This window comes from Azospirillum oryzae, assembly GCF_008364795.1.
Classification (GTDB): domain Bacteria; phylum Pseudomonadota; class Alphaproteobacteria; order Azospirillales; family Azospirillaceae; genus Azospirillum; species Azospirillum oryzae.
This window is the reverse complement of sequence record NZ_VTTM01000001.1, coordinates 1019800-1046122: the sequence shown is the minus strand read 5'-3', so window position 1 is coordinate 1046122 and position 26323 is coordinate 1019800. Positions and strand designations below refer to the sequence as shown.

At 67.9% G+C, this 26323-nt stretch carries 19 protein-coding genes; 7 read left to right on the top strand and 12 right to left on the bottom strand.

Going from position 1 to position 26323, the window contains the following annotated elements; all coding sequences use genetic code 11:
• Positions 1 to 20 precede the first annotated feature (20 nt).
• The 3 genes from FZ938_RS04965 to FZ938_RS04955 are packed head-to-tail and all read right to left on the bottom strand — an operon-like array spanning position 21 to position 6576.
• On the bottom strand, positions 21 to 1418 hold the full coding sequence (locus tag FZ938_RS04965; RefSeq protein ID WP_149197490.1) for a DUF1329 domain-containing protein: 1398 nt from the start codon (positions 1416 to 1418) through the stop codon (positions 21 to 23).
• A complete protein-coding gene (locus tag FZ938_RS31315; protein ID WP_149197489.1) occupies positions 1415 to 4165 on the bottom strand; it encodes an ATP-binding protein in 2751 nt (916 codons plus the stop codon). Before FZ938_RS31315 ends, FZ938_RS04965 begins: the two co-directional genes overlap by 4 nt.
• A complete protein-coding gene (locus tag FZ938_RS04955) occupies positions 4162 to 6576 on the bottom strand; it encodes an ATP-binding protein (RefSeq protein WP_149197488.1) in 2415 nt (804 codons plus the stop codon). Before FZ938_RS04955 ends, FZ938_RS31315 begins: the two co-directional genes overlap by 4 nt.
• Before the next feature lie 355 nt (positions 6577 to 6931).
• On the opposite strand from FZ938_RS04955, the gene FZ938_RS04950 reads away from it, so the two are divergent.
• The 3 genes from FZ938_RS04950 (at position 6932) to FZ938_RS04940 (ending at position 9350) form a co-directional block, all read left to right on the top strand.
• Positions 6932 to 7246: an STAS domain-containing protein gene (locus tag FZ938_RS04950; protein WP_149197487.1), complete on the top strand. Its 315-nt coding sequence runs from the start codon at positions 6932 to 6934 to the stop codon at positions 7244 to 7246.
• A 78-nt stretch (positions 7247 to 7324) separates the two neighbouring features.
• Positions 7325 to 8152: an ATP-binding protein gene (locus tag FZ938_RS04945; RefSeq protein ID WP_149197486.1), complete on the top strand. Its 828-nt coding sequence runs from the start codon at positions 7325 to 7327 to the stop codon at positions 8150 to 8152.
• 10 nt (positions 8153 to 8162) lie between these two features.
• Entirely contained in the window at positions 8163 to 9350 is a 1188-nt protein-coding gene (locus FZ938_RS04940) for a PP2C family protein-serine/threonine phosphatase (protein WP_149197485.1), read from the top strand.
• A 32-nt stretch (positions 9351 to 9382) separates the two neighbouring features.
• On the opposite strand, the gene FZ938_RS04935 is transcribed toward FZ938_RS04940, so the two are convergent.
• From FZ938_RS04935 to FZ938_RS04915, 5 genes are all read right to left on the bottom strand, one after another.
• Positions 9383 to 10246 (bottom strand): NAD kinase, encoded by an 864-nt coding sequence (locus tag FZ938_RS04935; protein WP_425492009.1) that lies wholly within the window; start codon positions 10244 to 10246, stop codon positions 9383 to 9385.
• 146 nt (positions 10247 to 10392) lie between these two features.
• Positions 10393 to 12708: an ATP-dependent Clp protease ATP-binding subunit ClpA gene (clpA, locus tag FZ938_RS04930; protein WP_109075459.1), complete on the bottom strand. Its 2316-nt coding sequence runs from the start codon at positions 12706 to 12708 to the stop codon at positions 10393 to 10395.
• Positions 12709 to 12716: 8 nt separating this feature from the next.
• The gene (clpS, locus tag FZ938_RS04925) at positions 12717 to 13043 is read right to left on the bottom strand and encodes an ATP-dependent Clp protease adapter ClpS (protein ID WP_063633957.1); all 327 of its coding nucleotides are present in this window, start codon (positions 13041 to 13043) and stop codon (positions 12717 to 12719) included.
• Between the two features lie 371 nt (positions 13044 to 13414).
• Positions 13415 to 13894 carry a phasin family protein gene (locus tag FZ938_RS04920; RefSeq protein WP_149197484.1) on the bottom strand — a complete coding sequence of 160 codons (480 nt, stop codon included), beginning with the start codon at positions 13892 to 13894 and terminating at the stop codon, positions 13415 to 13417.
• Positions 13895 to 14209: 315 nt separating this feature from the next.
• Positions 14210 to 14722 carry a phasin family protein gene (locus FZ938_RS04915; protein ID WP_149197483.1) on the bottom strand — a complete coding sequence of 171 codons (513 nt, stop codon included), beginning with the start codon at positions 14720 to 14722 and terminating at the stop codon, positions 14210 to 14212.
• Positions 14723 to 15219: 497 nt separating this feature from the next.
• On the opposite strand from FZ938_RS04915, the gene FZ938_RS04910 reads away from it, so the two are divergent.
• Positions 15220 to 15981 (top strand): proteasome-type protease, encoded by a 762-nt coding sequence (locus tag FZ938_RS04910; protein WP_149197482.1) that lies wholly within the window; start codon positions 15220 to 15222, stop codon positions 15979 to 15981.
• A 22-nt stretch (positions 15982 to 16003) separates the two neighbouring features.
• Here the strand turns inward: FZ938_RS04910 and FZ938_RS04905 are convergent, their stop codons facing one another.
• The gene (locus tag FZ938_RS04905; protein ID WP_149197481.1) at positions 16004 to 16711 is read right to left on the bottom strand and encodes a hypothetical protein; all 708 of its coding nucleotides are present in this window, start codon (positions 16709 to 16711) and stop codon (positions 16004 to 16006) included.
• Between the two features lie 467 nt (positions 16712 to 17178).
• On the opposite strand from FZ938_RS04905, the gene FZ938_RS04900 reads away from it, so the two are divergent.
• Positions 17179 to 18429, top strand: a complete 1251-nt coding sequence (locus FZ938_RS04900; RefSeq protein ID WP_149197480.1) for a D-alanyl-D-alanine carboxypeptidase family protein — start codon at positions 17179 to 17181, stop codon at positions 18427 to 18429.
• A gap of 25 nt (positions 18430 to 18454) precedes the next feature.
• On the opposite strand, the gene FZ938_RS04895 is transcribed toward FZ938_RS04900, so the two are convergent.
• The 3 genes from FZ938_RS04895 to FZ938_RS04885 all read right to left on the bottom strand — a co-directional run bounded on the left by FZ938_RS04895 (position 18455) and on the right by FZ938_RS04885 (position 21659).
• Positions 18455 to 19273 (bottom strand): response regulator, encoded by an 819-nt coding sequence (locus tag FZ938_RS04895; RefSeq protein WP_246798993.1) that lies wholly within the window; start codon positions 19271 to 19273, stop codon positions 18455 to 18457.
• A gap of 126 nt (positions 19274 to 19399) precedes the next feature.
• A complete protein-coding gene (locus tag FZ938_RS04890) occupies positions 19400 to 19891 on the bottom strand; it encodes an MmcB family DNA repair protein (RefSeq protein ID WP_149197479.1) in 492 nt (163 codons plus the stop codon).
• Positions 19892 to 20048: 157 nt separating this feature from the next.
• A complete protein-coding gene (locus FZ938_RS04885) occupies positions 20049 to 21659 on the bottom strand; it encodes a PAS domain-containing sensor histidine kinase (protein ID WP_246457523.1) in 1611 nt (536 codons plus the stop codon).
• 260 nt (positions 21660 to 21919) lie between these two features.
• Here FZ938_RS04885 and FZ938_RS04880 point away from each other — a divergent pair, with 260 nt between their 5' ends.
• Both FZ938_RS04880 and FZ938_RS04875 read left to right on the top strand, forming a co-directional pair.
• Positions 21920 to 23362: a hybrid sensor histidine kinase/response regulator gene (locus tag FZ938_RS04880; RefSeq protein WP_149197478.1), complete on the top strand. Its 1443-nt coding sequence runs from the start codon at positions 21920 to 21922 to the stop codon at positions 23360 to 23362.
• 304 nt (positions 23363 to 23666) lie between these two features.
• Positions 23667 to 25925 carry an ATP-binding protein gene (locus tag FZ938_RS04875; RefSeq protein ID WP_149197477.1) on the top strand — a complete coding sequence of 753 codons (2259 nt, stop codon included), beginning with the start codon at positions 23667 to 23669 and terminating at the stop codon, positions 25923 to 25925.
• Positions 25926 to 26323: the final 398 nt, after the last annotated feature.

Here is a 26323-nt window from a genome sequence, read left to right as displayed (position 1 = left end):
GTGAACGCGCCGGGGATCGGTCAGCCCCGCCGGCCGCGGCGGACCAGGGCGTCGGGGGTGAAATCCTGCGGCGTCAGCGGCGCGCCGAACATCGGCGGGGGCAGGCCGTTGTCCAGGCCACGGGCGGTGTAGCGGTCGGCGGTCAGATCGAAGGCGAACTCCACCGCCGGCACCAGGGCGGGGACCTGCCAATGCTGCACCGGGTGCGCCTCGGCGTAACGCAGCAGGTTGCCCTTGCCGTCGTAATGTTCCGACGCCAGGATCTGCCAGCTGTCCTCGTCCAGGTAATAGGTGCGGTCGGGCAGGGTGTGCTGGAAATTCGACTTCAGCCGCGCATCGACCACCCAGACCCGGTGCATCTCATAGCGCAGGAACTGCGGGTTGGGATGCCGCGGCCACAGGATGTCCCGCAACGTCAGGCCGGGGTTGGACAGCCGGTAGGCGTTGTAGGGCATGTACATCTCGCGCCGCGTCACCAGCGTGTAGTCGAAGCGGTCGAGTGCGCCGCTGAACATGTCCAGCATGTCGGCGGTGCAGATGCCGCCCGTCACCGGGTCCGGCGTGTCATAGGCGAAGTCCGGCGCCCTCACCACGCGGCCACGCTCCCCCTCCCGCGCCCAGGCATGGGTGCGCGCGGCGATGGGGTCGAGGGTCCCCTGCAGGATCAGGCTGCTGCCGGACTGCTCCTTCGGTTCCAGGATGGTGCGGCGATAGAGCAGCGGCGGCGCCGCCATGTCGCCGTCGGCATAGGGGGAGGCGAACTCCTCCCGCAGCTTCGTCATCGAACGGCTGCCGTCGCCGGACTGGACCACGGTCAGGCTGGTGCGCGACACGCTGCCGCCGCGCCAGCGCAGCTTGTGGTTCCACATCGCCTGCACGCCGTTGGCGGGGATGGGGAAGGGCACGCCGACCGACGCATCGCGCAACGCCAACCCGTTTCCCTCCAATCCGGCGCGGTCGGCGTTCGCAAGCGTGGCGTCATAGATCCGCTGCGGTGCGGCGGCACTGCGGTGGCAGGGGAACAGCGCCAGTTCGAAGCTTTCCGGATATTTCGTCAGCAGCGCCTGCTGGCCGGCGGTCAGCCGGACCTTGTAGCGCTCAACGTCGGCGGCGCCGACGGTGAACCAGCGGACATCCTCGATGTAGGGATCGGGCGGCGGGCGGCCGGGCACATAGCCGCGCGGCGCCCCGGTCAGGCCGCCGGTCCAGGGCGGGATCGCCCGCGTGCGGTTGCCGGCCCGCACCGCGCCGAAGGGCGTCAGCTCCTCGCCGAGCCGCGGCACGCCGACATCGGGCGGAGCGACATCGGGCGGAGCGCCCTGGGCGAAGGCGCGTGGCGCGGCGGCCGTGGCGGCAGTCCCCAGCAGCAGGCCGAGAGCCTCCCGCCGACCGGGCCGGAAATCCCTCGGATCGCTCATGCCGTCGACTGCTCCGTTCCGGCAAGTTCCTGTTCGATGGCGTCGCAGGTCGCGGCGAAGCTGTCGCGAAGCCGGTCGGCCGCCTCCGTCAGCCGGTCGGGCGGGGCGCCTTCGGTGGCGGCCTGTTCCAGAAGCCTGGCCGCCTCCGCCAGCGGCTTGGCGCCGGCGTTGCGGGAGGAGCCCTTCAGATTGTGGGCGCAGGCCCGCACCCAGTCACGGTCGCCGTTGCCGAGCGCCGTCCCCAGGTCGGCAAGCACGCCCCGGCCGATGGTGACGAAATCGTTCAGCAACTCCGCCAGCATCGCCGCATCGCCGCCGCACAGCGCGCGCAGATTGCCGAGATCGACCAAAGCGCCGCTGCCGGCCGCGGTGGCGGTGGCGGCGGTGGCGGCGGTTGCGGCGGTGGCGACAGGCGGCGTCATGGCGGCGTCGGGCATGGGAGCATCGGGCATGGCGGCATCGGCGGGGGCCGGCGGCATCCAGCGGGCGAGCGTCACCGCCAGTTGCGACAGTTCGAGCGGCTTGCTCAGCACATCGTCCATGCCGGCTGCGCGGTAGCTCTCGATGTCGGCCGGTGCGGCGTTGGCCGTGATGGCGACGATGGGCAGGCGGTTGCCCGCGCCGGCCGACGCCTCGCCGCTGCGGACCTGACGGGTCAGTTCGAACCCGTCGATCTCCGGCATCTGGACGTCGGTCAGCAGCATGGCGTAGCGGCGCCGGCCCTGCCGCATGGCGTCCAGCGCCGCCAGCGCCTCCGCCCCGCCCGGCGCCATCTCCGCGGCATAGCCCAGCGCCTGCAGCTGCATCTGCAGGACCTTGCGGTTCACCGGATTGTCTTCCGCCACCAGGATCAGCCGCCCCTGGGCCATCGCCTCCTCGACGCCGGGCGCAGCCGGGCCGTTGGCAGAGCCGGCTTGGCCGCGCCCGGCTCTGTTCGAGGACTGTGCCGTCGCGGGACGGTGGGAACTGGTTTGGGCCGCCGGCTGGGAAGGGCACAGACGCCCCGCGGCGACGGCCACCGCGCGCAGCAGCACCAGCCGGCGCAGCGGCCGGCTCAGCACCATCGTGCCCGGCTCCGCCCCCCGCGTGCCGGGGAGGGAGTCGGGACCGGGCTTTCCGCCGGTTTCGTGGCAGAGCAGGACCACCGGCGGCCGGGCCTCGCCGATGCGGCGGCCCAACTCCTCCGGTGCGCAGGCGGCGGCGGGGATGTGCAGAGCCTCGTCGATGGTGACCACGCCGACGGCACAGCCGGCCTCGCGCGCGATGCGGGCCTGGGCCGCCAGTTCGGGCGGCGAGGCGGCGGGCAGGACGCGGGCACCGGCCTGCTCCAGATAGCGGGCGAGGAAGCCGCGCTCCATCTCGTCGGGCACGCCCAGCAGGACCGTCAGCCCGTCCAGCCCGATGGCGTCCTGGCCGTCCTCCGCCGACGCCGGACCGGCGGCGCGGTCCAACGGCAGGCGCAGCCAGAAGGTGGAGCCTTCGCCGGGCTTGCTTTCCACCCCGATCTCGCCGCCCATCAGCGCCGCCAGCCGCCGGCTGATCGACAGCCCCAGTCCGGTGCCGCCGAAACGTCGGGTGGTGGAGCTTTCGGCCTGGGTGAAGGGCTGGAACAGGCGCTGGCACGAGGCCTCGGCGATGCCGATGCCGGTGTCGGACACGGCGATGCGCAGCAGCGGCCCGGCGTCGCCCCCGTCGTGCTGGGCGCCGGCCGGCTCCAGCTCGGCACGCAGCACGACGCGGCCCGCCTCGGTGAACTTGATGGCGTTGCCGGCCAGATTGAACAGGATCTGGCGCAGCCGCACCGGATCGCCCAGCACCGACTGCGGAATTGCCGCGTCCACATAGGTCAGCAGCGTCAGTCCCTTGGCCCCGGCGGCCGGCGCCAGCGTTTCCGCCACCCCTTCGACCAGGGCCGGCACCGACAGCGCCACCCGCTCCAGATCCATCTTCCCGGCTTCGATCTTCGAGAAGTCCAGGATGTCGTCGATGATGCGCAGTAGGGCGTTGGCCGATTCGCGCATGGTGCCGACGGTATCGCGCTGCTGCTCGTCCAGGTCGGTCCGTTCCAGCAGGCCCAGCATCCCCAGCACCCCGTTCATCGGCGTGCGGATCTCGTGGCTCATGGTGGCGAGAAAGGCGGATTTGGCCCTGGTCGCCTCTTCCGCCTGCTCACGGCTCTCGCGCAGCTCGCGCGTGCGCTCCGCCACCCGGGTTTCGATCGACTGGATCTGGTCGAAGGCGCGCAAGGCCGCGATCACCGCGGTGAACAGGCTTTCGGCCGACAGATCGGCCTTCGGCTTGTAGTCGTTGATGTCGTAATCGACGATCACGTCGCGCTGCGGCGCCTGTCCGGGCTGGCCGGTGCGCAGAATGATGCGGATGTCGCGGTTGCCCAGCTCGTCACGGATCCAGCGCACCAGCTTCAGGCCGGAATCGTCCTCCTCCATCACCACGTCCAGCAGGATCACGGCGATGTCGCGCCGGTGTTCCAGCACGTTGCGGGCGTCCGCCGCGGTGAAGCTGCTGATCAGGTCCAGCCGCCGCCGCTGGAAGGAAACGTCGGCCAGCAGCAGTCCGGTCATGGAGTGCACGTCCGACTCGTCGTCGACCACCAGGATCGGCCAGGGCGGTGCCGCCGGGTCGACGATGGCCGCGCGCGCCGCCACCGCGTCATGCCCGGCCGCGGCGCCGTCCGCCTCTTCGTCGGCGAACAGAATCTCGTCGTCGTCGTAGGCGCCGCTGCTCATGCGGGTTCCTTCTCCAGCGATACGGGCGTCGTCGTGGGCGAGGCGGTGGGGGGGGCGGCCGCGGTCGAGGCGGTTGCCGCGGTCTTCGGGATGCGCAGGGTGAAGGTAGTTCCATCGCCGGGAACGCTGTCAACCGAGATCCGCCCGCCCAGCGACTGCGTCACCAGATTGAAGACGATGTGCAGCCCCAGCCCGCTGCCGCCCGACCCGCGCCGCGTGGTGAAGAAGGGCTCGAACACCTTCGGCAGGTTCTCCGCAGGGATGCCGACGCCGTCGTCGGCGAAACGGATCTCCACCTCGCCGTCCGCCGTCTCGTCCACGTCGATGACCATGTGTCCCTTGCTGTCGGCCGGGAAGGCGTGGGTCAGCGCGTTCATCACGAGATTGGTCACCACCTGGCTCAGCGCACCGGGAAAGCTGTCCATGACGATGCCGGGCGAACAGGCGATGGCGACCCGATGGCGGCTCTTGCGCAGGGTGGGGCCGAGCGAGGTCACCACCTCCTCCAGATAGGCCAGCAGGTCGAAGCGGCGCCGCTCCTCGCTGGTCTGATCGACGGCGACGCGCTTGAAGCTCTGGATCAGCTCGGCCGCGCGGGTCAGGTTCTGTTCGATCAGGCGGGAGGATTCGCCGGCGGTGGCGACATAGGCGGCGAGTTCGGACTTCCTCATCGTGCCGCTTTCGAACGCCTCGGCCAGCGTCGAGGTCCGCCCCGACAGGTGGGTGGCGCAGCCGAAGGCGATGCCGATGGGGGTGTTGATCTCGTGCGCGACGCCGGCGACCAGCAGGGCGAGCGAGGCCATCTTCTCCGCCTGGACCAGACTGGCCTGGGTTTCCTTCAGGTCGGCATAGGCGCGTTCCAGCTCCTGCATCGCATTGAAGATCTCCTCGGCCGAGCGCGCCTCCACCGTCACGTCGGTCAGGGTGCGGACGAAGCCGCCCTCAGGCAGCGGGTTGGTGCGCACCTCGACGATGCGGCCGTCGGGGCGGCGGCGCTTGAAGGTGAAGGGCTGGTCGATCATCCCCGCCGGCTCGCCCAGCGGGATCCCGAACTCATCGTCGGGAGCCGCTCCGGCGGCGGCCATGCCGGCGCCCCCCGGGCCGGTTCCGAAACTCAGATACAGGTCGGGATCGTCGCCCATCTCGCCGAATTCGCCCTGGCGGCGCTGGATCGCCACGATGTCGGCGAAGCGCGGATTGCCGGACAGCACCTCCGGCAAGATGTTCAGCAGTTCCGCGGCCCGGCGGTTCGCCGTGACCACCCGCCCGTCGCCGTCGACCTTGATGATTCCCTGGTCGGTGTTGTCCAGCGTCACCTGCAGCACGTTGCGTTCATGCGCCAGATCCAGCTCCGCCCGCACCCGTTCGGTGACGTCGGACATCGTTCCGGTCAGGCGCAGCGCGCGGCCGTCGGCGTCGCGCTGGGCGGTGGCGCGGTCCTCGATCCAGGCCCATTGCCCGCCGCGCCGCCGCATGCGGTAGACGGCGGTGTAGGCCATGGCGTGATCGCGCAGGCGCCGCCGCGATTCGGCCATCACCCGTTCCGCCTCGTCCGGGTGCAGCAGCGAAGACCAGGTCTCCGCCGTCATCGGCAATTCGTTGGAGCCATAGCCGAGCAGGGCGGGAAACTCCTTCGACCACCAATAATGCCCGGTGTGCAGGTCATAATCCCAGACGGAGGACCGGGTCGCGGTGATCGCCAGCGCCAGTCGCTGCTCGCTCTTGCGCAGGGCGGCCTCCTCCTGTCCCAGCCGGGTGAGCATCGCGTTGTAGGCCTGGATCACCCGGCCCAGTTCGTCGGCGGCACCCCAGTTCACCTGTTTGTGGCCGCCGCCGCGTTCCGCTTCCAGGATGGAGGCGATCAGCCGCCCCAGCGGCCGCCCGACCGTCAGCCGCAACGCCGCCAGCGCCGCCGCGATGGTGCCGGCCAGCATCAGCAGAAGCAGCGCCGCTGTGTTCACCACCTCCTGCCGCAGCTGTTCGCGCACGACGTCCTGGCTGTAATGCAGCGTGAGGGTGCCGACCTGGAGGTTCTGCACCCGGATCACACGGCGCTCGACATGGGAGTCGTCGACGGAGGGGCAGCTCGATCCCGGCCAGACGAACCACCCCTCCGCCAGATCGTCGCTGACCTCGACGCAGACCAGTTCGCGGTTGGCGCCGATGGCCTGGATGACGTTGCGGATCGCCGGGACGTCGAAGGTCCACAGGCTGTTGGTCAGCGCCGCCGCGTTGACGTCGGCGATGGCCGCCACCTTTTCCCGCAGCCCTGCCTGAAGATCCTTGTAGCGGTCGTAATAGAACAGCGCGGAGCACAGCGAGACGGCGACCACCAGACTCGGCACGAGGATCAGAAGGAACTTGGCCGATACCGTCGGGACACGACGCCACGCCTCAGCGATCCTGGTCATGCGTTGCCGTTCCGGAGGTTCTGGGTAAGGGCGGTTGGACGGGACGTGCGGAATGGGCGGGGCCCGGCGGTGGACGTCCGCGACCGGTGCCCATCGAGCCGGCGCTGCCGGTTCGACACGCGGCGCGCGTGCCTTCCCGGATATGTTCTACTCCGTTGCGCGCAACCCGTCCATGGGGGTGAATCCCGAGGTCGATCATGGAAGCAGCGTCGCAGTTCCGGGAAATACTGCGTAGCTGCAGCATCGGCACTTGAGACAAGGCGACGGAATGCACTACTGTGCATAAGCAATATGCCTAGGTTTCGCGCGCATTCGTATGGATGCGACCAAGGCTGCGGACCGGTTGAGAGGATTTATGGATTTCAAGACGACCAATACAGGCGATGCGACCGAGGTCAGGCTGGCCGGCCGCCTGGAGTTCACCGACCACGACAAGATACCCGGCATCATCGAGATGCTGGACCCGATGGCGCAGACCGGCAGGCGTCGCTTGGTCCTCGACATGTCGGCGCTGGAGTTCATCGACTCCGCCGGTCTCGGCATGCTGCTGATCCTCCAGGAAGAGGCCGAGAACCACGAGATCAAGATGGTGGTTCGCGGCCCGGCGGGAGATGTCAGGCGGTCGATCGAACTCGCGCGGCTGAGCGAGATCATCACCATCGAGCCCTGAACGGCCGAATTCGAACCGCGGGACCGGCCGAGCCGATCCCGCCCGCCTGCCGGTTTCCGTCCGATGGGAGTTTGCCGCATGGACGCCGTCCACCACGACCGCAGGGCCGAGCCTCCGGCCGAAGCGGCTTTGCGTGGCTTCAGCCTGCTGCGCGACCGGGTGCCCGCCGATATGGCCGCCCGCGTCCTTGCGCGCTTCTGTGGAACGGACCAGCAGCCGGGCGACGGTCCCGCGTCACAGGACGCGCGGCCAAGCGGGCGGCCGGGGGAACGTGTGGTGGAAACGCTGCTGATGGAGCGGGCGGACCGCGACCGGCTGCGCGCCGCCTTCGACCGCGGTCCGTTCCTGACGGTGGAGTTGGGTGAGGGCGCCGACGAGGCAGCGGCCCTGCTGGACGACTGGTCGGGCGCACCGGCGGCGGACAATCCGGACCTGCCCGGATTCTATCTGTCGCTGACCACGGGCACCGCTTATGGCCTGCAATGCCCGGTGCTGGTCTGCGACGAACTGGCGCGGCGCGGCGTGCTCGACCCGCAACGCCGCTCCAATGTTGAACTCTGCCTGCACGAGGCGGTCGCCAACGCCATCGTCCATGGCAACCTCGGCCTTTCCAGCGCGGTGAAGGGGGAGCCCGGCGGCCACCGCCGCTTCAGCGAGATGATGCGCGACCGGCTGGGCGATCCTGCCGTGGTCCGGCGGCGGCTGGACATCTTCTGCCGCTGGAGCGAGCGTAGCATCGCCATCGCGGTGGTGGATCAGGGCGGCGGCTTCGACACCGAACTGGCTCCGCCGATCAGCGGCAACAAGGCGCGTTCGGGCCGCGGCTTCGTCTTCATGCGCACGCTGGCCTCGCGGGTGACGGTGACCGATGGCGGGCGCTGCACCGTCCTGCAGTTCGACCGCTGACGGAGCGTCCATGGCCGGGCCCGCCCTGTCGCTGTCGGACTGCCGTGTCCTGATCGTCGACGACAACGAATTCAACCGCAAATCCCTTGCCCTGGTGATCCGCCGCGCTGGCATCACCGACATCGCCTTTGCCGAGAATGGCCGGGAAGGGCTGGCGGCCGTCGACCGCTTCCGTCCCGACCTCGTCCTGCTCGACGTCGACATGCCGGTGATGAACGGCTGGGAAATGTGCGAGGCGCTGCGCCGCAACGCCACCCATCTGGAGCTTCCGGTGCTGTTCCAGACGGCGCTCGACAGCGACGAGGAGCAGGTGCGCTGTTTCGAGGCGGGCGGCAGCGACTTCATCTCCAAGCCGATCAAGCCGGGCGAATGCGTGGCCCGCGTCCGCCACCAGTTGGAGAAGCGCAAGCTGTACGGCGACCTTGCCGCCTTCCGCGAGCGGGTCCAGCGCGAGCTGTCGCATGCCCGCGCCATGCAGACCTCGCTTCTGCCGGAGAACCGCCGGCTGGCCGAGGTGGCCGACCGCTACGGCCTGACGCTGGATGCGCATTTCGAGACGTCGTCGGAACTGGGCGGCGATTTCTGGGGCCTCTATCCGCTGGGCGACCGCCGGCTGGGACTGCTGATGGTCGATTTCGCCGGGCACGGCATCACCGCGGCGATCAACACCTTCCGCCTGCACACGCTGATCGACCGCTTTCCGATGCAGCACATGGCGCCGTCGCAATGGCTGGCGCAGTTGAACGCCGCCTTGAAGGACGTGTTGCCGACGGGGCAGTTCGCCACCGCCTTCTTCGGCATCCTCGACCTCGCCATCGACACGCTGACCTTTGCCGCGGCGGGTTCGCCCAACCCGGTTCTGGGAACGCCGTCCGCCACAAGGGGGAATGCACCGGATATCCGCCTGCTCGATTCGGCGGGGCTGGTGCTGGGCGCCTCGCGCCGGGCGCAGTATGTCGACCAGAGCCATCGCCTGCCGCGCGGCGGCTTCCTGTTCCTGTACAGCGACGCCCTGATCGAATGCGGTGGAGAGGAGTGCGGCCCGCTGGGGCAGGACGCGGTGCCCGACTTCGTCCGCGACGGGCTGGCCCGTGACCGTCAGCATCCGCTGCGCCCGATGATGGACAGCTTCTATGCCCGCACCAACCTGCCGCTGCGCGACGACCTGACCGCCGTCTGGGTCGCCAGACGGGCATAGGGGCCGCGCGTAAGGAGCGGGCGTCGGCCGCGTCAGGGCGCGAACTGCTCCTTCAGGATGCGTTCCTCGAAATTCAACTCGGGGTCGAACAGCAGGGTCAGGCCGACATCGCGGCATTCCTGCACCTCGACCCGCAGGACCTCGCGTACTTCGGTGAAGTCGGCGACGGCGCTGACCGGGCGCTTGGTCTCCTCCAGCACGTCGAAGCAGATGCGGGCGGCATGGGGAAGCAGGGCGCCGCGCCAGCGCCGCGGGCGGAAGGCGCTGATGGGGGTCAGGGCCAGCACGCCGGCGTTCAGCGGCACGATCGGGCCATGGGCCGACAGATTATAGGCGGTGCTGCCGGCCGGCGTCGCCACCAGCGCGCCGTCGCAGATCAGCTCCGGCAGCCGGACCACCCCGTCGATGGTGATGCGCAGCTTCGCCGCCTGCCGCGTTTCACGCAGAAGCGACACCTCGTTGATGCCCAGCGCCTCCACCCGTTCGCCGTTGACCCGTGTGGCCACCATGCGCAGCGGGTGCAGGCGGACATGCTGGGACGCGACGATGCGCTCCGCCAGATCCTCCTCGCGGTAGACATTCAACAGGAAGCCGACCGACCCGCGGTTCATGCCGTAGACCGGCGTCGGCCGTTGGCGGTCGCGGGTCAGCGCCCGGTGCAGCGTTTCCAGCAGGAAGCCGTCGCCGCCCAGCGCGACGATCACGTCGGCCTCGTCCGCGGTGGCGTTGCCGTAGCGATGGACCAGCCGGGTGCGGGCTGCCCGCGCCTCCTCCGTGTCTGCGCAGGCGAAGGCGATGCGCAGCGCGTCTGGCGCGGGCATCAGGGGCGCCTGCGCGTCGGCGGAGTGGGGAAGGGCGGGCGCAGCGGCGGGCTGCATGGCGACGGGATCGGTCATGCCGCGACCATAGCGCAGTCCGGCAGTCGCGCAAAAGTTTCGCGCGGTGACGAAGCGATGCAAAAGAGCGCATCCGCCTGCCGCACAACGAAAAAGGAGGCCGCGGACGGCCTCCTTTTTTACGATACGGAACGCATCGGCCGAGGTTACTCGACCATCTCCGACACCATCTCCTCGTCATCGTCACCGGAGGTACGCTTCGGCCGGTTGCCTTCGGCATAGTCGAAGGCCGGCTTGTCGTCCTTGACGGTGACCTTGACCAGACCGCCCTTGCTGAGCTTGCCGAACAGCAGCTCTTCCGCCAGCGGCTTCTTGATGTACTCCTGGATCACGCGGCCAAGCGGGCGGGCGCCATAGAGCGGGTCGTAGCCCTTCTTGCCCAGCCACTCGCGCGCCTCTTCGTTCAGCTCGATGGACACGCCGCGGTCTTCCAACTGCGCTTCCATCTGCATGATGAACTTGTCGACGACGCGGTTGATCACCTCCTGGGTCAGCGGCGCGAAGGGGATGATCGCGTCGAGACGGTTGCGGAACTCCGGCGTGAACATCTTCTCGACCGCTTCGATGTCCTCGCCGACCCGGCGGTCACGCTCGAAACCGATGGCGGGCTTGGCCATGTCGGCGGCCCCGGCGTTCGAGGTCATGATCAGGATGACGTTGCGGAAATCGACGATCTTGCCGTTGTGATCGGTCAGCTTGCCGTGGTCCATGATCTGCAACAGGATGTTGAACAGATCCGGGTGGGCCTTCTCGATCTCGTCCAGCAGCAGGACGCAGTGCGGGTGCTGGTCGATGGCGTCGGTCAGCATGCCGCCCTGGTCGAAGCCGACATAACCCGGCGGGGCGCCGATCAGCCGCGACACCGTGTGCCGCTCCATGTACTCGGACATGTCGAAGCGGGTCAGCTCGATGCCCAACGTCATGGCGAGCTGGCGGGCCACCTCGGTCTTGCCGACACCGGTCGGGCCGGTGAACAGGTAGTTGCCGATGGGCTTCTCCGGCTCGCGCAGGCCGGCGCGGGCCAGCTTGATCGCGGAGACCAGCGCGTCGATCGCCTTGTTCTGGCCGAAGACCATGGTCTTCAGGTCGCGCTCGAGGTTCAGCAGCGTTTCCTTGTCGTCGCGGCTGACCGACTTCGGCGGGATGCGGGCGATCTTGGCGACCACCGCCTCCACGTCCTTCACGCCGATCTTCTTGCGGCGCTTGTTCTCCGGCAGCAGCATCTGCGCCGCACCGACCTCGTCGATGATGTCGATGGCTTTGTCGGGCAGCTTGCGGTCGCCGATATACTTGGCCGACAGCTCCACCGCGACGCGGATGGCGTCGTTGGTGTAGGTGACCTTGTGATGCTTCTCGTAATAGGGCTTCAGGCCCTGCAGGATCTTGATCGCATCCTCGACCGACGGCTCGTTGACGTCGATCTTCTGGAAGCGGCGGACCAGCGCCCGGTCCTTCTCGAAGTAGCTGCGGTATTCCTTGTAGGTGGTCGACCCGATGCAGCGCAGCGAACCGGAGGCCAGTGCCGGCTTCAGCAGGTTCGAGGCGTCCATCGCTCCGCCCGAGGTGGCGCCGGCGCCGATCACCGTGTGGATCTCGTCGATGAAGAGGATGGCCCCCTCCGTCGCCTCGAGCTCCGACACGACGGCCTTCAGCCGCTCCTCGAAATCGCCGCGGTAGCGGGTGCCGGCCAGCAGCGAGCCCATGTCGAGCGCGAAGATGGTGGCGTTGCGCAGCACCTCCGGCACTTCCTGCTGGACGATGCGGCGGGCGAGCCCCTCGGCGATGGCGGTCTTGCCGACACCGGGGTCGCCGACGTACAGCGGATTGTTCTTCGACCGCCGGCACAGGATCTGGATGGTCCGTTCGACCTCCTGCTCCCGGCCGATCAGCGGATCGATCTTCCCGCCGGACGCCTTCTTGTTCAGGTTGACACAATACGCCTCTAGCGCTTCGCTGCCTTTTTTCACGACCTTCTCCGCCGCCGCCTCGTCGTCAGCGCCCGAGACCCGCTTGGTTTCCGAGCGGCCCGGAGCCTTCGCGATTCCGTGAGAGATGTAGTTGACCGCATCGAACCGGGTCATCTCCTGCTCCTGCAGGAAATAGACCGCGTGGCTCTCGCGTTCAGAGAACAAGGCAACGAGCACATTTGCTCCCGTCACCTCCTCACGTCCCGACGACTGGACGTGGATGGCCGCACGCTGCAGAACCCGTTGGAAACCAGCCGTCGGCTTGGCATCATCAGGCCTGTTCGTGATAAGGTTCGCCAGTTCGTTGTCGAGGTAATCCGACAGTTCAGCGCGCAGACGGTCGAGGTCGATCCCGCAAGCGCGCAAGACGGCAGTAGCATCGGAGTCTTCGGTCAACGCGAGCAGAAGATGTTCGAGCGTCGCGTATTCATGCCTGCGCTCGTTCGCGTGGGCCAGGGCTCGGTGCAGCGTCTGTTCCAGGTTACGCGACAGCATGTGTGGGTCTAATCCTTTTCTAACGTGCATTGCAGCGGATGCTGGTGCTGGCGCGCAAAGTCCATCACCTGCGTGACTTTCGTCTCCGCCACCTCGTAGGTGAACACGCCGCACAACCCCACACCCCGCCGGTGCACATGCAGCATGATCTGGGTCGCTTCCTCCCGCGATTTGCTGAAGAAGCGTTCGAGAACGAGAACGACGAACTCCATCGGAGTATAATCGTCGTTCAACATCAAGACCTTATACATCGACGGCTTTTTTGTCTTTGGCTTGGCCTTTACGACCACGCCGCTGTTCGTGCCGTCGTTGCCCTGCTTGTCAGAGTCGGCCATGGTCCCAGTCGAATGTCATCGCGATGCACTGTCACTGTGAATGATATGGTCATTTCGGGCGCGGTGGGAAGGGGCCGTTTTCGGTCTCCCTCCATTTGGCAGACCCTCCTTTGGTCCGGTCGGCCTTCCGATACCCCTAAATAGGAGACACCTCTTGCCTTTGGGCCGCAATCGGCGGGAAACCCTAAGCCGTTGTGCGGCATCGCCAGGCAGGGAGCCAGGGCAGGGGCCATGCCAGGATGGCTTCCGGACGCAAAACGGCCCGGCATCCCTCTGCGGGTTGCCGGGCCGCTGCGATGCGGTCGGTCGGGTGGGCATAGGATGCCCGCCGATCAAGCCGTGAGGCTCAAGTCCCGGCGCGCGGGCGCCGATCAGGCGGCGATCGGCTTCTTCGACAGGACCTCGACCGTGGCGTTGACACGGGCGCTCAGCGGAGCCAGCGCCTCGTTGGCGACCTTGACGGTCAGCTCCTGCAGCTTGGTGCTCTCGGACACGAAGGCGTCGAGGCTGGCCTTGGTGTAGGCCTTCTGCAGCTCGACCAGCTCCTGGATCGTCTTCACCGCCAGCATGGACTTGGCGTTCGACACGCCCTTCTCCAGCGAGGACTGGGTGAAGGCGGCGACCTGCTTGCCGGCCTCTTCCGCGCCCTTGGCGACGACGGTGCCGGACTGCACGAACGCGTCGACATTCCCCTTGGTGAGGGCGGTCAGTTCCTCATAGCCCTTCATCACCTGGGCGGAGGCCTTTTCCATCTGCTCCTGCTGGGCCTTCACGAGGCCTTCCAGGTTCTGCTTGGCGGTGGCGATGGCGTCTTCGACGGACTTGGTGACGGCGGCGATCTGGTCGGACATGGCTATGCTCCTCGCGCTCTCAGGGGTCAACCGCGCGGCCCCGACGATGCGGCGACCGGGCGCGGAGTGGGTTGAAACCCTCGGACCCCGAAGAACCGGGCGCCCGAGATATGCTGCACTGCAACATGAGCAGAATGTAGGGAAATCCGGGCGCGGAGTCAATGGATATTGTGCGCTGCACAAAAGCCGGCGGCGGGCAGGTGCGGAGCCCGGAACGCAAAACGGCCCGGCAACCGCGTGGAGGTTGCCGGGCCGTCTGCGGGGCCGGGGTCCATGTCCGAACCCCGGCCGTCAGGTCTCGTCCAATCGGGCCGATCAGGCGGCGATCGGCTTGGAGAAGGTCTCCACCGTCGCGGTGACGCGGGCGTTCAGCGGGGCCAGCGCCTCGTTGGTGACCTTGCTGGTCAGCTCCTGCAGGCGGCTGGTTTCGGCCAGCATCGCGTCGAAGCTTGACTTCAGGAAATCGTTCTGCAGCTCCACCACTTCCTGCAGGGTCTTGGCGGCCAGCAGGGCCTTGCCGGTGGTGATGGACTTGTCCAGCGCCGACTGGCCATAGGCGACGACCTCGCGGCCCAGATCCTCGGCGCCCTTGGCGGCGATGGTGCTGCTGGCGATTAGCGCCTCGACATTGGCCTTGCCGGTGGCCTGCAGGTCCTCATAGCTCTTCAGCAGCTGGGCGGCAGTCTTCTCGAACTGCTCCTTGGCGGCGGTCGCGGTCTGCTCGAACTGCTTGACCGTCTGCTCCTGGCCGGCCTTCACCAGACCCTCGTACTGCTCCTTGGCCTGGGCGGCGACGGTCTCGAGCGACTTCGGCGTAAACTGGTTCATGACGCGCGTTCCTTCCTGGCTGATGCCGGCGTATGGAGAGTGGACCCAGCCGCCGCAAAGCGTGGCGCGGGGCCGGCCGGCAGCGGTGTATGTTGCGTTTTTACGTTGTGCAGCCGTTGTCACGGTTTTCCCGGCGGCCGTTGATCGGCACCGGAAAATGCTGCACTGCAATATAAGGGTTTTATGGGCTAAGCACTGCGCGGTGTCAACAGTCCGTTCGGCGGGTATGCGGCTTACTCCCTTGTGCCGAGCCTTACCCCGAAAGCGTGAATTTCCTGTGACGCCATAGCCGCCTTCGTTGCGGTCGGAGCGGCGGTCGCGGAAGCGGCGGCAAGTCTCCGATGGAGACTGTCCTTAACGAAGACTTTACCGGCGCTGGGACAAGTGTAGCGTGGCCGTGGAGGGGATTCGCCTCGGCCATTGGTCAGGTGCGGCGCTTGGACGCGGCGCGCCGGGCCATCCCTTCATCAGGCCGCATCTTCGGGACCATTTCGACCATGACCTATTGCCTTGGCATCAAGACCCGCGACGGCCTGATCGGTCTGTCGGACGGCCGAATCACCAGCGGATCGCAACTGTCGTCGGCCCGCAAGGTGACGATGATGGGCAGCGGCGGCGACCGCTTCTTCATCATGAACTCCGGCCTGCGCAGCGTCCGCGACAAGACGCTGGCCTATCTGCGCCGCGACATGCAGAAGCGCCGGGGCGAGGCCTATGCCACCATGCTGGACGCGGTGTCGGCCTTCACCACCTGCCTGCGGCAAGTCGCCGCGGAGGACCGGGAGTCGCTGGAGGCGTCCAAGCTGCACTTCAACCTGCACGCCATCATCGGCGGCCAACTGGCCGAGGACCGCGAACCCTACATGTTCCTGGTCTATCCGGAGGGCAACTGGATCGAGGTGGACGAACGCACGCCCTACCTGTCGATCGGTGCCACCGCCTACGGCAAGCCGATCCTGGACCGCGCGCTGACCTACGGCACCGACATGCAGACGGCGCTGAAGCTGGCCTATCTGTCCTTCGACAGCACCCGCTTCTCCACCAACGACGTCGGCTTCCCCATCGACATGGTGTCCTACCATGCGGAGTCGCGCAGCTGGCGCCAGTCGAACTACGACTATGACGATCTCAGCGAACAGCGCCAGTGGTGGAACCGCAACCTGACGGAGCTGGCCCGCCGCATGCCGGACGGTCCCTGGGTCGAGACGCTGGTCCCGGAAGAGATGCGTCCGCGCCAGCCCGCCGAAGAGGCGGTCTGAAAGGACGCGGCCCGACCGGCGATCAGTTTCCCGGAAGGGCGCTCAGCAGCAGCGCCCCGAAGGGGGCGGTCGGGCCTACCAACCCATCCCGGCCGACCTGAATCTCGAAGAACACCCCGCCGTCGGCCAGCTGGCCGGAAGAGGGCAGGCTGCGCGGCGCGTCGTCGGGTTCCGGCAGGCCGGGGAAGGCGACGCCGGTCGGGTCGAGGCCGCGCAGAAGCTCCGGGAAACGGGCGTCGGTGAAGCGGCTGGACGGGTAGGGAAAGGCGGTGAAGAACCACTGCCCGGCGCGGCAGCCGTTGATCAGCCAATAGAAACCGTTGGACGGCAGCCGCAGCCCCTGGGGCGGCGGGTCGAACGCCCCGTCGTCGCGCAGGCGGCCGATGAATCGTTCATACTGCGCCGCGGTCAACTGCAGGGTCGCCGTGCGGCCGCGCGCCGCGGAGAAGGGGTCGGTCAGCGTCATGCGGGCGAGGTCCGTCGCCTCGATCACATGCGCCTCCACCGCCGCGCCGCCGCGGTCGGCGTCGCCGACGACGTCATAGGTGCGCACGTGCCGGTTGTAGTCGGCGTTGAAGATCAGGCGGAAGCGGTCGGCGCCGTCCTTGCCGCAGCGCGACCGCAGATCGTCGCCGTTGAGATAGCTGAACCAGGTCAGCTTGCGCGCCAGCGGATTGTCGGTCGGCCCCACCGAGCCGCAGCCGGCGAGCGCCAGCAGGGAAACGGCCATGGCCGCCGCCTTAGCGCCGCGGGCCAGGCCATGGCGGAAAAGGGTGGCCGGAACGGTTCTTTGATGACCACGACTCATTGTCGCTTGCCTCGCGTCTGCGGCCCCTGGTAGGTGGAGAAGAAAGGGCGCTGCGGCAAGCCCCGGATGGCGGGCTTCGGCCTGTCGGATGGCGCCGGTAACCCGTCTGCCCCCTGCCGTAACCCTTCCGCCGTGCCCTTGTCCGCCGTTCCTTTCCCTCGTCATGCAGGACCCGCAATTTTGGCCACAGAAACTGCGAAAAGCCAAAGCAGTAAATTAACGAATTCATGCTAGACACTGATTTCGCACGAATTTACCATTGAACCAAGCACCAGTATCTAGCGGTTGGCGGGGCCATCATGAGTGTAACGCGCAACACCGTTCGTAACGGATTGTTTCCGTTCGCCTTTCGCGCGGCGGATACGAACGGGGGGCGGAGTTCGGCGGGTGTGGGTCGCAATTTGTTCGCGGCTGCGGCGCTGCTGGGAATGGTGGCGGTCGGGTCCGGCCTGTCCGCGGCCGAGGCGCTGGCGGCAAAGGCCGCGGCCATCGTCGTCGATGCCCGGACCGGGCAGGTGCTGATCGACCAGGACGCTGACGCGATCACCCATCCGGCGTCCCTGACCAAGATGATGACCCTCTACCTGACCTTCGACGCGCTGGACGACGGTCGCCTGACCCTCGACCAGCAGTTGCCGGTCTCGTCCTGGGCGGAGAGCATGTCGCCGACCAAGCTGGGCCTTCGCGCCGGCCAGACCCTGAAGGTGGAGACGGCGATCCTCGGCCTCGTCACCAAGTCGGCCAACGACGCCGCGGTGGTGCTGGCGGAGGCGCTGGGCGGCACCGAGTCGCGCTTTGCCGAGATGATGACGCGCAAGGCCCGCGAAATCGGCATGCGCCACACCGTCTACCGCAACGCCTCCGGCCTGCCGAACATGGAACAGGTGACGACCGCCCGCGATTACGCGATGCTGTCCCGCGCGCTGATGCGCGACCATGCCAAATATTACCCCTATTTCAGCCGCCGCAACTTCGTCTATGGCGGCCGTACCCTGGCCAACCACAATCACCTGATGTCCCGCTACGAGGGCATGGACGGCATCAAGACCGGCTATACCGTCGCGTCCGGCTTCAATCTCGCCGCCTCGGCGGTTCGGGATGGCCGTCGTCTGGTCGGCGTGGTGATGGGCGGAAAGTCGGCCGTGTCGCGCGACAACAAGATGGCGGCCCTGCTCGATCAGGCCTTCGGCCGGCCCGGCCGGGGGCACGAGGACGGGCCGGTTATGGCGAGCCTCGACACCACGCGCTCCGACGCAGTCGACGGCGAGGGGGACGACGATGAGGAACCGGTGGTGAAGGCGAAGCCGGTCCGTGCGTCGCTGCAGACGGCGGCGATCCCGGTCGCGCCCGCGAAGGAGGAGAAGGCGAGTCGAGGCAGTGCCTCTTCGCATTGGGGCGTCCAGGTCGGCGCCTTCTCCAGCAAGGCGGCCGGCAACAAGGCGGTGAGCCAGGCGGTCAAGCAGGCGCCTTTCCTGCTGCGGACGGCCAAGCCCAGCGTCGTGCAGGCGAAGACCGGCAAAGAAACCGTCTATCGTGCCCGCCTGATCGGGTTGGACGAAAAGGACGCCCGCAAGGCCTGCGCCGTTCTGAGCAAGCACGGCCACCATTGCGTCGCCGTCTCGCCGGGCGAGCGGGGCTGACGACGGCAGCCGCCGGCGGCCGGGCTCATTCCCGCGCCGCGGCAGCGCTCCGCTTCAGGAAATCCAGGGCCGGCGCCAGAGTGCCGGCCAATTCGACGGCCAACTGCCCCTGATCGGCGCCCGGCTGCTCCAGGCCCGCCTCCAAAGCGCGCGCCGCCCGGCGCACGGCCAGACAGCCATATTGGCCCGACACGCCGGCGATCTTGTGGGCCAGCGCCCCGGCCGTCGCCCGGTCCCCAGCCTTCAGCGCCGCGGCCAGCGCCTGCCCATGCTGGTCCAGCACCGCGGCCGTCCGGTCGAGAAGTTCGGCGGCGCGGGCGGCGGGCAGCATTTCCCGCATCGTCCGGAGGGCCCCCTCGTCGAAGGCGGGCCCGGCTGACGACCGTGCGGCTGGCGGTCCGCCACCGGGTGTGGAGGACAGGGCGTCCAGCCGCAACGGCTTGGTCAGCATGCCGTCGGCGCCGCAGTCGGTGCAGCGGGCGCGCCCTTGCGCGGTGGCGCTGGCGGTCAGCATGAGAATGCGCGGGGCGGCGCCGTTCGGCTGCCGGCGGATGTCGCGCACCGCCTCGTCTCCGGGCAGGCCGGGCAGGTCCAGATCCATCAGGATCAGGTCGAAGCCGCCCTGCGCAGCCGCCGCGACGGCGGCCGGTCCATCCTCCACCGCCACCACCCGATGGCCGGCACGTTCCAGCAGGGCGCGGGCGGCAAGGCGGGTGACCGTCTCGTCCTCCGCCAGCAGGATGTGCAAGGGGGGTGCTCCGCCCGTCCGGTCCGCCGTCATGCCGGTCCGCTCTCCCTGGTTGATATGGTCGCCCAGTCTACCCGGTTCCGCATCGTCGCGCACCGGCTACAGCGTCGTGCGTTTAATATGAAACGCACGACGCTGTAGCATTATGGTTGGCGATCGGATTCACGCTCCAAATCGATTCCGATTTTACGCGATCCGATCTAGGTCAGGTGGGCAGCGGGATCAGACCGTTGGCGACGCCTGGGTGAACATCGGATCCTCGATCCGGTGCAGGCGTCCGGCGCCGGTCATCGCGGCGCGCAGCAGCAAAGTCTTGCGGCGGGCGGCGGCCAGCTTGGCGACCGGCGCCTCGCGCAGGACCTCCGCGCCATAGGCGTCGGCGACCATCAGCCCGCAATCCTCCGGGATCAGTTCGGTCGGGAACCCGTCGTCGACCGCAAAATAGAAGGCGTCGCACCAGTCGCGATACTCCTGCCATTTCTGGTCGGAGCGGAAGTCGGGAACGCCGCTCTTCACCTCGACGATCAGGATGCTGCCGGCCTCGTCGATGGCCAGCACGTCGGCCCGCCGGCCGCTCGCCAGCCGGAATTCGGTCAGGGTCGCATAGCCGCGCAGAGCAAGCGCCCGCCGCACGCCACGGAAGATCGGCGGCGCACCCCCGGCCGGGAGACCGGAATCGCAGTCGGAAACCGGAACGGCAATATCGTCGCTCATGGCGCGGTGCCACCATCGAAACGGGAACGGGTAGGGAACATAACCCCACAATGACCGGTCGGCGCGTTGCCGCCAAGGGACAAAAGCCCGCCAATCGGCAAAAATTCGGTCGCGATCAGGCCGTCCGGGCCAGTCCGCCCCAATCAGTCCGCCCCAATCAGCTTGGCAGGATGACCGGGGGCAGGGGAGCCGGACGGCAGCGGTCGCGCGGAAGGCTGCGCTCGGCGGGGAAGATCAGCACCACGGCGGTGCCGACCCCCGGTTGGCTGGTCAGCTCCAGCCGCCCGCCATGCATCTCCACCAGCCGCTTGACGATCGGCAGACCCAGCCCGGTCCCGCGGGAGTTGCGGGCGATGGTGGAGTCCGATGGATCGAAGGGGTGGAGGATGCGGGGAAGGTCGGCGGTCGGGATGCCGACGCCGGTGTCGGCCACCATCAGCCCAAGCCCGCCGTCGGGCATCAGATGCACGGTCAGCACCACCTCGCCGCCGGGACGGGTGTGGGTGACGGCGTTCGACAGCAGGTTGGTCAGCATCTGGGTCAGCGCCTGGGCGTCGCCCTGCAGCAGCGGCAGGTCGGCCGGCACCTCCCGGCGCATGCGCACGTCGCCTTCGGCCGCCACCTCATTCAGGGCGGTGACGACCCGCAGCGACAGCGTGTCCAGATCCACCCCTTCCTCCGCCATCGCCATGCCGCCGCTGTCCAGGCGCGACAGCTCCAGAATGTCGTCGATCAGCGCCAGCAGATGGGTGCCGGCATCACGGATGTCGGTGGCATAGCTGCGGTAGCGCGGATTGCCCAGCGGCCCGAACGGCTCCGTCAGCAGCATTTCCGAGAAGCCCAGAACCGCGTTCAGTGGTGTGCGCAGTTCGTGGCTCATCTGGGCCAGGAAGGCACTCTTGGCGCGGCTGGCGTTTTCCGCTTCCGCGCGGGCGGCGCGTGCCTCCGTCTCGCGGATACGCAGCCGCTCCTCGTTCAGCTTCAGCGTGGTGACGTCGGTGTAATGGACCAGCACGCCGCCCGGCACCGCATGCTCGCGGCTGAGCAGCCAGCGCCCGTCGGGCAGCGGCACCACCACCGGCGGCTCCAGGCGGCGATGGCGCTCCAGCCGCGCCGTCATCCAGGCCGCACGCTCCTCGTCGGTGGTCAGGCGCGGATCGGACGAGGCGAAACCACGGGCCAGCTCCTCGAACGGCACGCCGGGAACCAGCCGGTCGGCCAGCGCGGGCAGGTCCCTCTTCAGCCGGCTGTTGGCGTGGACCAGCCGGTCCGCGTGATCGAACAGGGCGAAGCTTTCGGCGCTGTGTTCCAGCGCCGCGGTCAGGCTTTCGGCCAGCGCCTCGGCCACGGACGGGTTCTCGGGGCCGAGATCGGTCAGGATGGCGCACAGCCCGCCGGGGACCGGTCCGGCCGCAACCCGCCAGCGCACCGGCGTCGTCCCGCGCCGGGCGGCGACGGTGCGCTCCACCGGACCATGCAGGGCGTCCGCCAACGCGGCGAACAGTCCGGGGCAGGCGGCATCGGTGCCACCCCCGCGCAGCCGCCTGCCGGTCAGCGGGGCGACGCCCAGCAGCCGCTCCGCCACCGGGTTCGCCAACAGCCATTCCAGGTCCGTCAGCGCGCCGGTGCAATCAATGTGCGGTTTGAAGAGCGCAACGGCGTCCGGTAGTTGCAGCATGGCGAACAGCAGCGGATCGACTGACGGGAAATTCCCGGCCTCGGCCCTGTCGTGCCCACCGTCGGCACAAGTCTGCGCATCGCAATCCATTCCCCCATCATTGCGGGCCATTCCTAAAAAACACTGAAGGCCAGGCTTGGAGGGCCATCGAATATTTGTCGAATTGTAACAGGGCGGGTTGACTGCTCGAGCAATGCTGTGGATTTGCCGAAAAAGCAACGAAAGGTTTGATTGAGGATATCGTTATGATCTTCGCGTGGAGTCTGCCGAATGGCGGGCTTTGCAACGGGCCGCGCCTTCCATAGTGTTGAGTCCTATCGGAACATGAGGCATGAGATGCAGGTGTGACCGTGAACGGCAGCCAAGACGACGCCGACGGTACTGTGCCGGCCATTCTGGTGTTCGGTGCCAACGGACTGCTGGCCGACTGGACGCCCGCGGCAGCGGACCTGCCGGCGTTCGCCGGCCGCCTGATCGCCGGTCTGTCGGCCGACGATCTGTGCGCCCACCTCTCCGCCGGCGCAGATACCGGCGTGATGCAAGCCGACATGATGCCGGAGCACACGGTCCTGCCGCTTGCTGGCGGCGGCATGGTGTGGCGGTTCGACGGATCGCCTCCGTCATCGAATTCCCGCAAGACTGCGGCCACGCCGATGGGCGATCCCGCAGGGCGCCTGTTCGCCGCCGCGAGCCATGACCTGCGCCAGCCATTGGCGGCGCTGTCCCTGCTGATCGGCACGCTCGAGGGCCGGCTGGGCGGCAGGCTTGATGACCGGCCGGATCACGATTTGCTGCGCTCGATGGCCCAGGCGGTGGAATCGATGCGCAGCATGGTCGACGGCCATTTCGACCTTGTCCGTCTGGAGAGCGGACTGACCGAACCGGACATCCGCACCCACGCGGTCAACGGCGTGCTGATGCGTCTTGCGATGGAGGTGGCGCCTCGCTTCGCCGACCGTGGGCTGCGCTTCACCGTGATGCCCTGTTCCGCCATCGTGCGGACCGATTCAGCGCTGCTCGAACGTCTGCTGCATGGCCTGATTGCCAACGCCCTGCGCGGGATGATCCGGGGCCGTGTCCTGCTGGGCTGCCGCACGCGCGGCGATCATCTGCGCATCGAACTGTGGGACAGCGGCCGCGGCCTGTCGCCGCAACGTCTGGCTTCCCTGCGGGCGGAACTGGCGAAGCCGGCCGGGGAAGGGGCGGGGTCCCTGGGGCTGGACCTGACCCTGGTGCGCGGCCTCGCGCGGAAGCTCGGCCTTGGGCTGGAAGTCTGCGCGGAGGAGGGGCGGGGCACCGTCATCGCGGTCTTGGTTCCCCTCTCCGTCGAAACGGGCGCCGACCTGACCGATGCCTCCGGCCGGGAGGAGGCCGTCACGGCCCCGGCGCCGGACAGCAGCACCGCCGACATCAGCCGCACCCGCATCCTGGTGATCGAGGACGATCCCATGGTGCTGGCCGCCTTGGAGGCGCTGTTGGGGCAATGGGGGTGCAGCGTCGTCGGGGCGGAGTCCTACGACATGGCCGCCGAACGGCTCGGTCCTGCCCCGGAGCCTTGCGACCTCATCATTTCCGATCTGCGGCTGAAGGGAGCAGCCAACGGCATCGTCGCGATCCGGCAGATCGCCAAGCTGTTCGAGCGTCCCGTGCCCGGCATGATCCTGACCGGCGATACCGACCCCAAGCGCCTGCGCGAGGCACGATTGTCCGGGTACCCTCTGCTGCACAAGCCGGTCGCGCCGCTCGCCCTGCGTGCCGCCGTCGTCCGCCTGCTGGGACATGATCCCCTTTGATAACAAAGATTAAGTTCGGGCATCGGGTCTTAGGGGAAATGCGTGCCTAATATATAGAGTCGCATCTTTCGGCCCCTGCCGCAGTGCAGTGACAACTCTGAAACAGAGGCGGGATGGATGCGGCAAAATGCAACAAGGTTGCGACGATTATTCGCAAGGCAAGCTCATTTCTCTCCTCCTATTGGTGGAGTGAACTCTTCCTTTGGTTTGATGGTAAACTTAAACATACCCATTTATGCTTTTCCTTCGTTATGATCCGGTTTGAACATCGACTGTTCGAACGGGTTGGGTGGAGGGCGTTCGGATGAATCGGCAATATCGGGCGGGGGGAAGGACGGCGGCGCTGCCGGTGATCGTCATCGCCGGGCTGTTTCTATCGCTTTCGGCCTTTCTGCTGATCCGCAGCGCGACTAGCCAAGCCGAACACGCCCTGGCCGACCGTCAGGCGATCCAGCTCCACGACGAACTGAAGTCGGGACTGGAGCGCCAGAGCGTGCTGCTGCGTGCGCTCAGCGGTCCGCTGGCCGGTCCTGCCCCGGTGACGGAGGCAAGCTTCGCATCGGCGGCCGAACCGCTGCTGCCGCTTTATCCCAATCTGCGGGTGGTCGCCTGGGCGCGGCGGATTTCCGAACGGAACGCGCCGCTGCTGGAGCGGGCGATGCACTCGGCGGGCTACACCTCGTTCGCGGTTCGCGATGCCGGTGGGGGAGGCGTCAGGGAACACGGCGCCGCCGGAATGGCAGCCGACCGGTTCGTAAACGTGCTGGCCGAACCACAATCCGCCGCGGGGCTGATCGGCCTCGACATGGGCAGTCTTGCCGGCCAGCGCGACCTGCTGGTGCGGTCCTGCGCCGCCAATCGTTTGGTCGCGGCCGAAGGCGAGCCGTTGCGGGCGGAACTGGGCGAGAATTCCGTGCTGCTCTACCTGCCGGTCTATAGCCGCGAAGTCGAAGATGATCCGGGCCGGCTGGTCGAGCCCATCGTCTGCGATCTGCTCACCGGTTTCCTGTGGACCAGTTTCGATATAGGGCAGTTGCTGCGGGATGCGGTGCGGCGGGTCAGCCTTTCCATCGGCGACGTCTATCTTCTGGAGCCGCCGGTCCGGCCGGATATGGGCGCGCCACGGATGCTGGCCGCCGAAGGGATGATCGGCCGTCCCGGGGAACTGCCCCATCCGCCGGTCAACCCCCTCACCGTCGAGCAATTGACGGGCGCCATGGCGCCGCACGCCATCGTCCGCGACATCGCCTTCGCCGGCCGGGTGTGGCGGCTCTATGTGCTGCCGGACGCGGCGCATCTGTTCAGCGCGGACGACCGGTTGGCCTGGACCATGATGATCGGCGGGATTCTGCTGACCGCGGGCGTCGCGGCCTATGTCCTGCGGGAAGCGCGCACCAAGCGCCTGCTGCGGACCGAGGCGCGGGCCCGTGCCGCCATGGCCCGCGCCCTGCGCGAGAGCGAGGAACGCTTCCGGCTGGCGTTGCGCTATTCCAAGGTCTCGCTGTTCAGCCAGGACCGCAACCTGCGGCATCTTTGGATTTATTGCCCACGCACCGACCTGCATCCGGAGCGGATGATCGGCCGGACCGATGCCGAGCTGTTTCCGGCGGACGAGGCGGCGCGGATGTCGGCCATCAAGCGGTCCGTGATTGAAAGCGGCACCGGCACCCGGTGCGAGTTGGAGGTGACCTTAGGCGGCGACCGGCGGGTGCTCGACCTGTCGGTGGAGCCGATGCGCGACGAAACCGGGGCGGTGGCCGGCGTCGTCTGCGCCGCCATCGACATGACGGAATCGGTCGAGATCCGGGAGGCGCTGTCCCGCGCCCATGCCGAGGCGGAGCGGGCGAACCAGGCGAAGAGCCGATTCCTGGCCGCCGCCAGCCACGACCTCCGCCAGCCCTTCCAGGCGATGAGCCTGTTCCACCACATCCTGATGAGCAAGCTGGACGATCCCCATCAGGTGGAGGTGGCGAACAAGCTGGGGGAGGCGCTGACCGCCGGCAACACGCTGCTGTCCACCCTCCTCGACACCTCCGCGCTGGAGGTCGGCAACGTCAAGCCGCGGGTCGCGGAGTTCGACGTCCAGGACATCCTCGCCCGGCTGTCGCTGGAGATCGGCGATCAGGCGATCGACCGCGGGCTGCAACTGCGGACTGTTTACTGTTCCGCCCGGGTGCAGAGCGATCCGATCCTGCTGGAACGGATGGTGCGCAACCTGCTGGTCAACGCCCTGCGCTACACCACGGAGGGACGGATCCTGCTGGGCTGCCGGCGCCGGTCCGACGCCGATGGCGGACTGCGCCTGTCCATCGAGGTGTGGGACACCGGCCCCGGCATCGCCGAGGCCGAAATGACCGCGATCTTCGAGGATTTCTACCGTTGCGGCACCGACCAGCGCGACAGCGGCCGGGGGCTCGGCCTTGGTCTGTCCATTGTGCGCCGCATGTCCCAGATGCTCGACCATCCCGTCACCGTGCGGTCGCAGGTGGGGCGCGGCACCGTCTTCGCCGTCAGCGTGCCGCTGGTCGAGCAGCATTGCCCCTGCTGTGCCGCAGCGGAGTGAGCGGCCGCCCCTCGTCGCCCATCCCGGTTCCCCCTTGCCGCAGCGCGCAATGGTGGCAGTCCTGCCGGCGGGTCCGCTTTTCCCGTCCGCGTCCGCGCAAGTTTCGGTTATGCTGCGGCTGCTCACTGCACCGAAACGATCCCAGTAACCCAGCTGCAACAATAGCTTGGCGACTTTATTGATGTAGGTCATTGGGGCCCCTCGCCATAGGGGCTATTGCTTTCGCACAAGCACACTCCTTGGATAATCCTTGGAGAGCGAAGGTTCCGCTTCGAAGGAACCCAACAAGACGGAGTCCGGCCCGTCGCCATGGCTTGCCCCTGAAGGGCGCCGACGGCAACGGGAACCGGGCTTGGGAGGATACGGCCTGCCGCCGCGACGGATGCTCCGGCCCAACG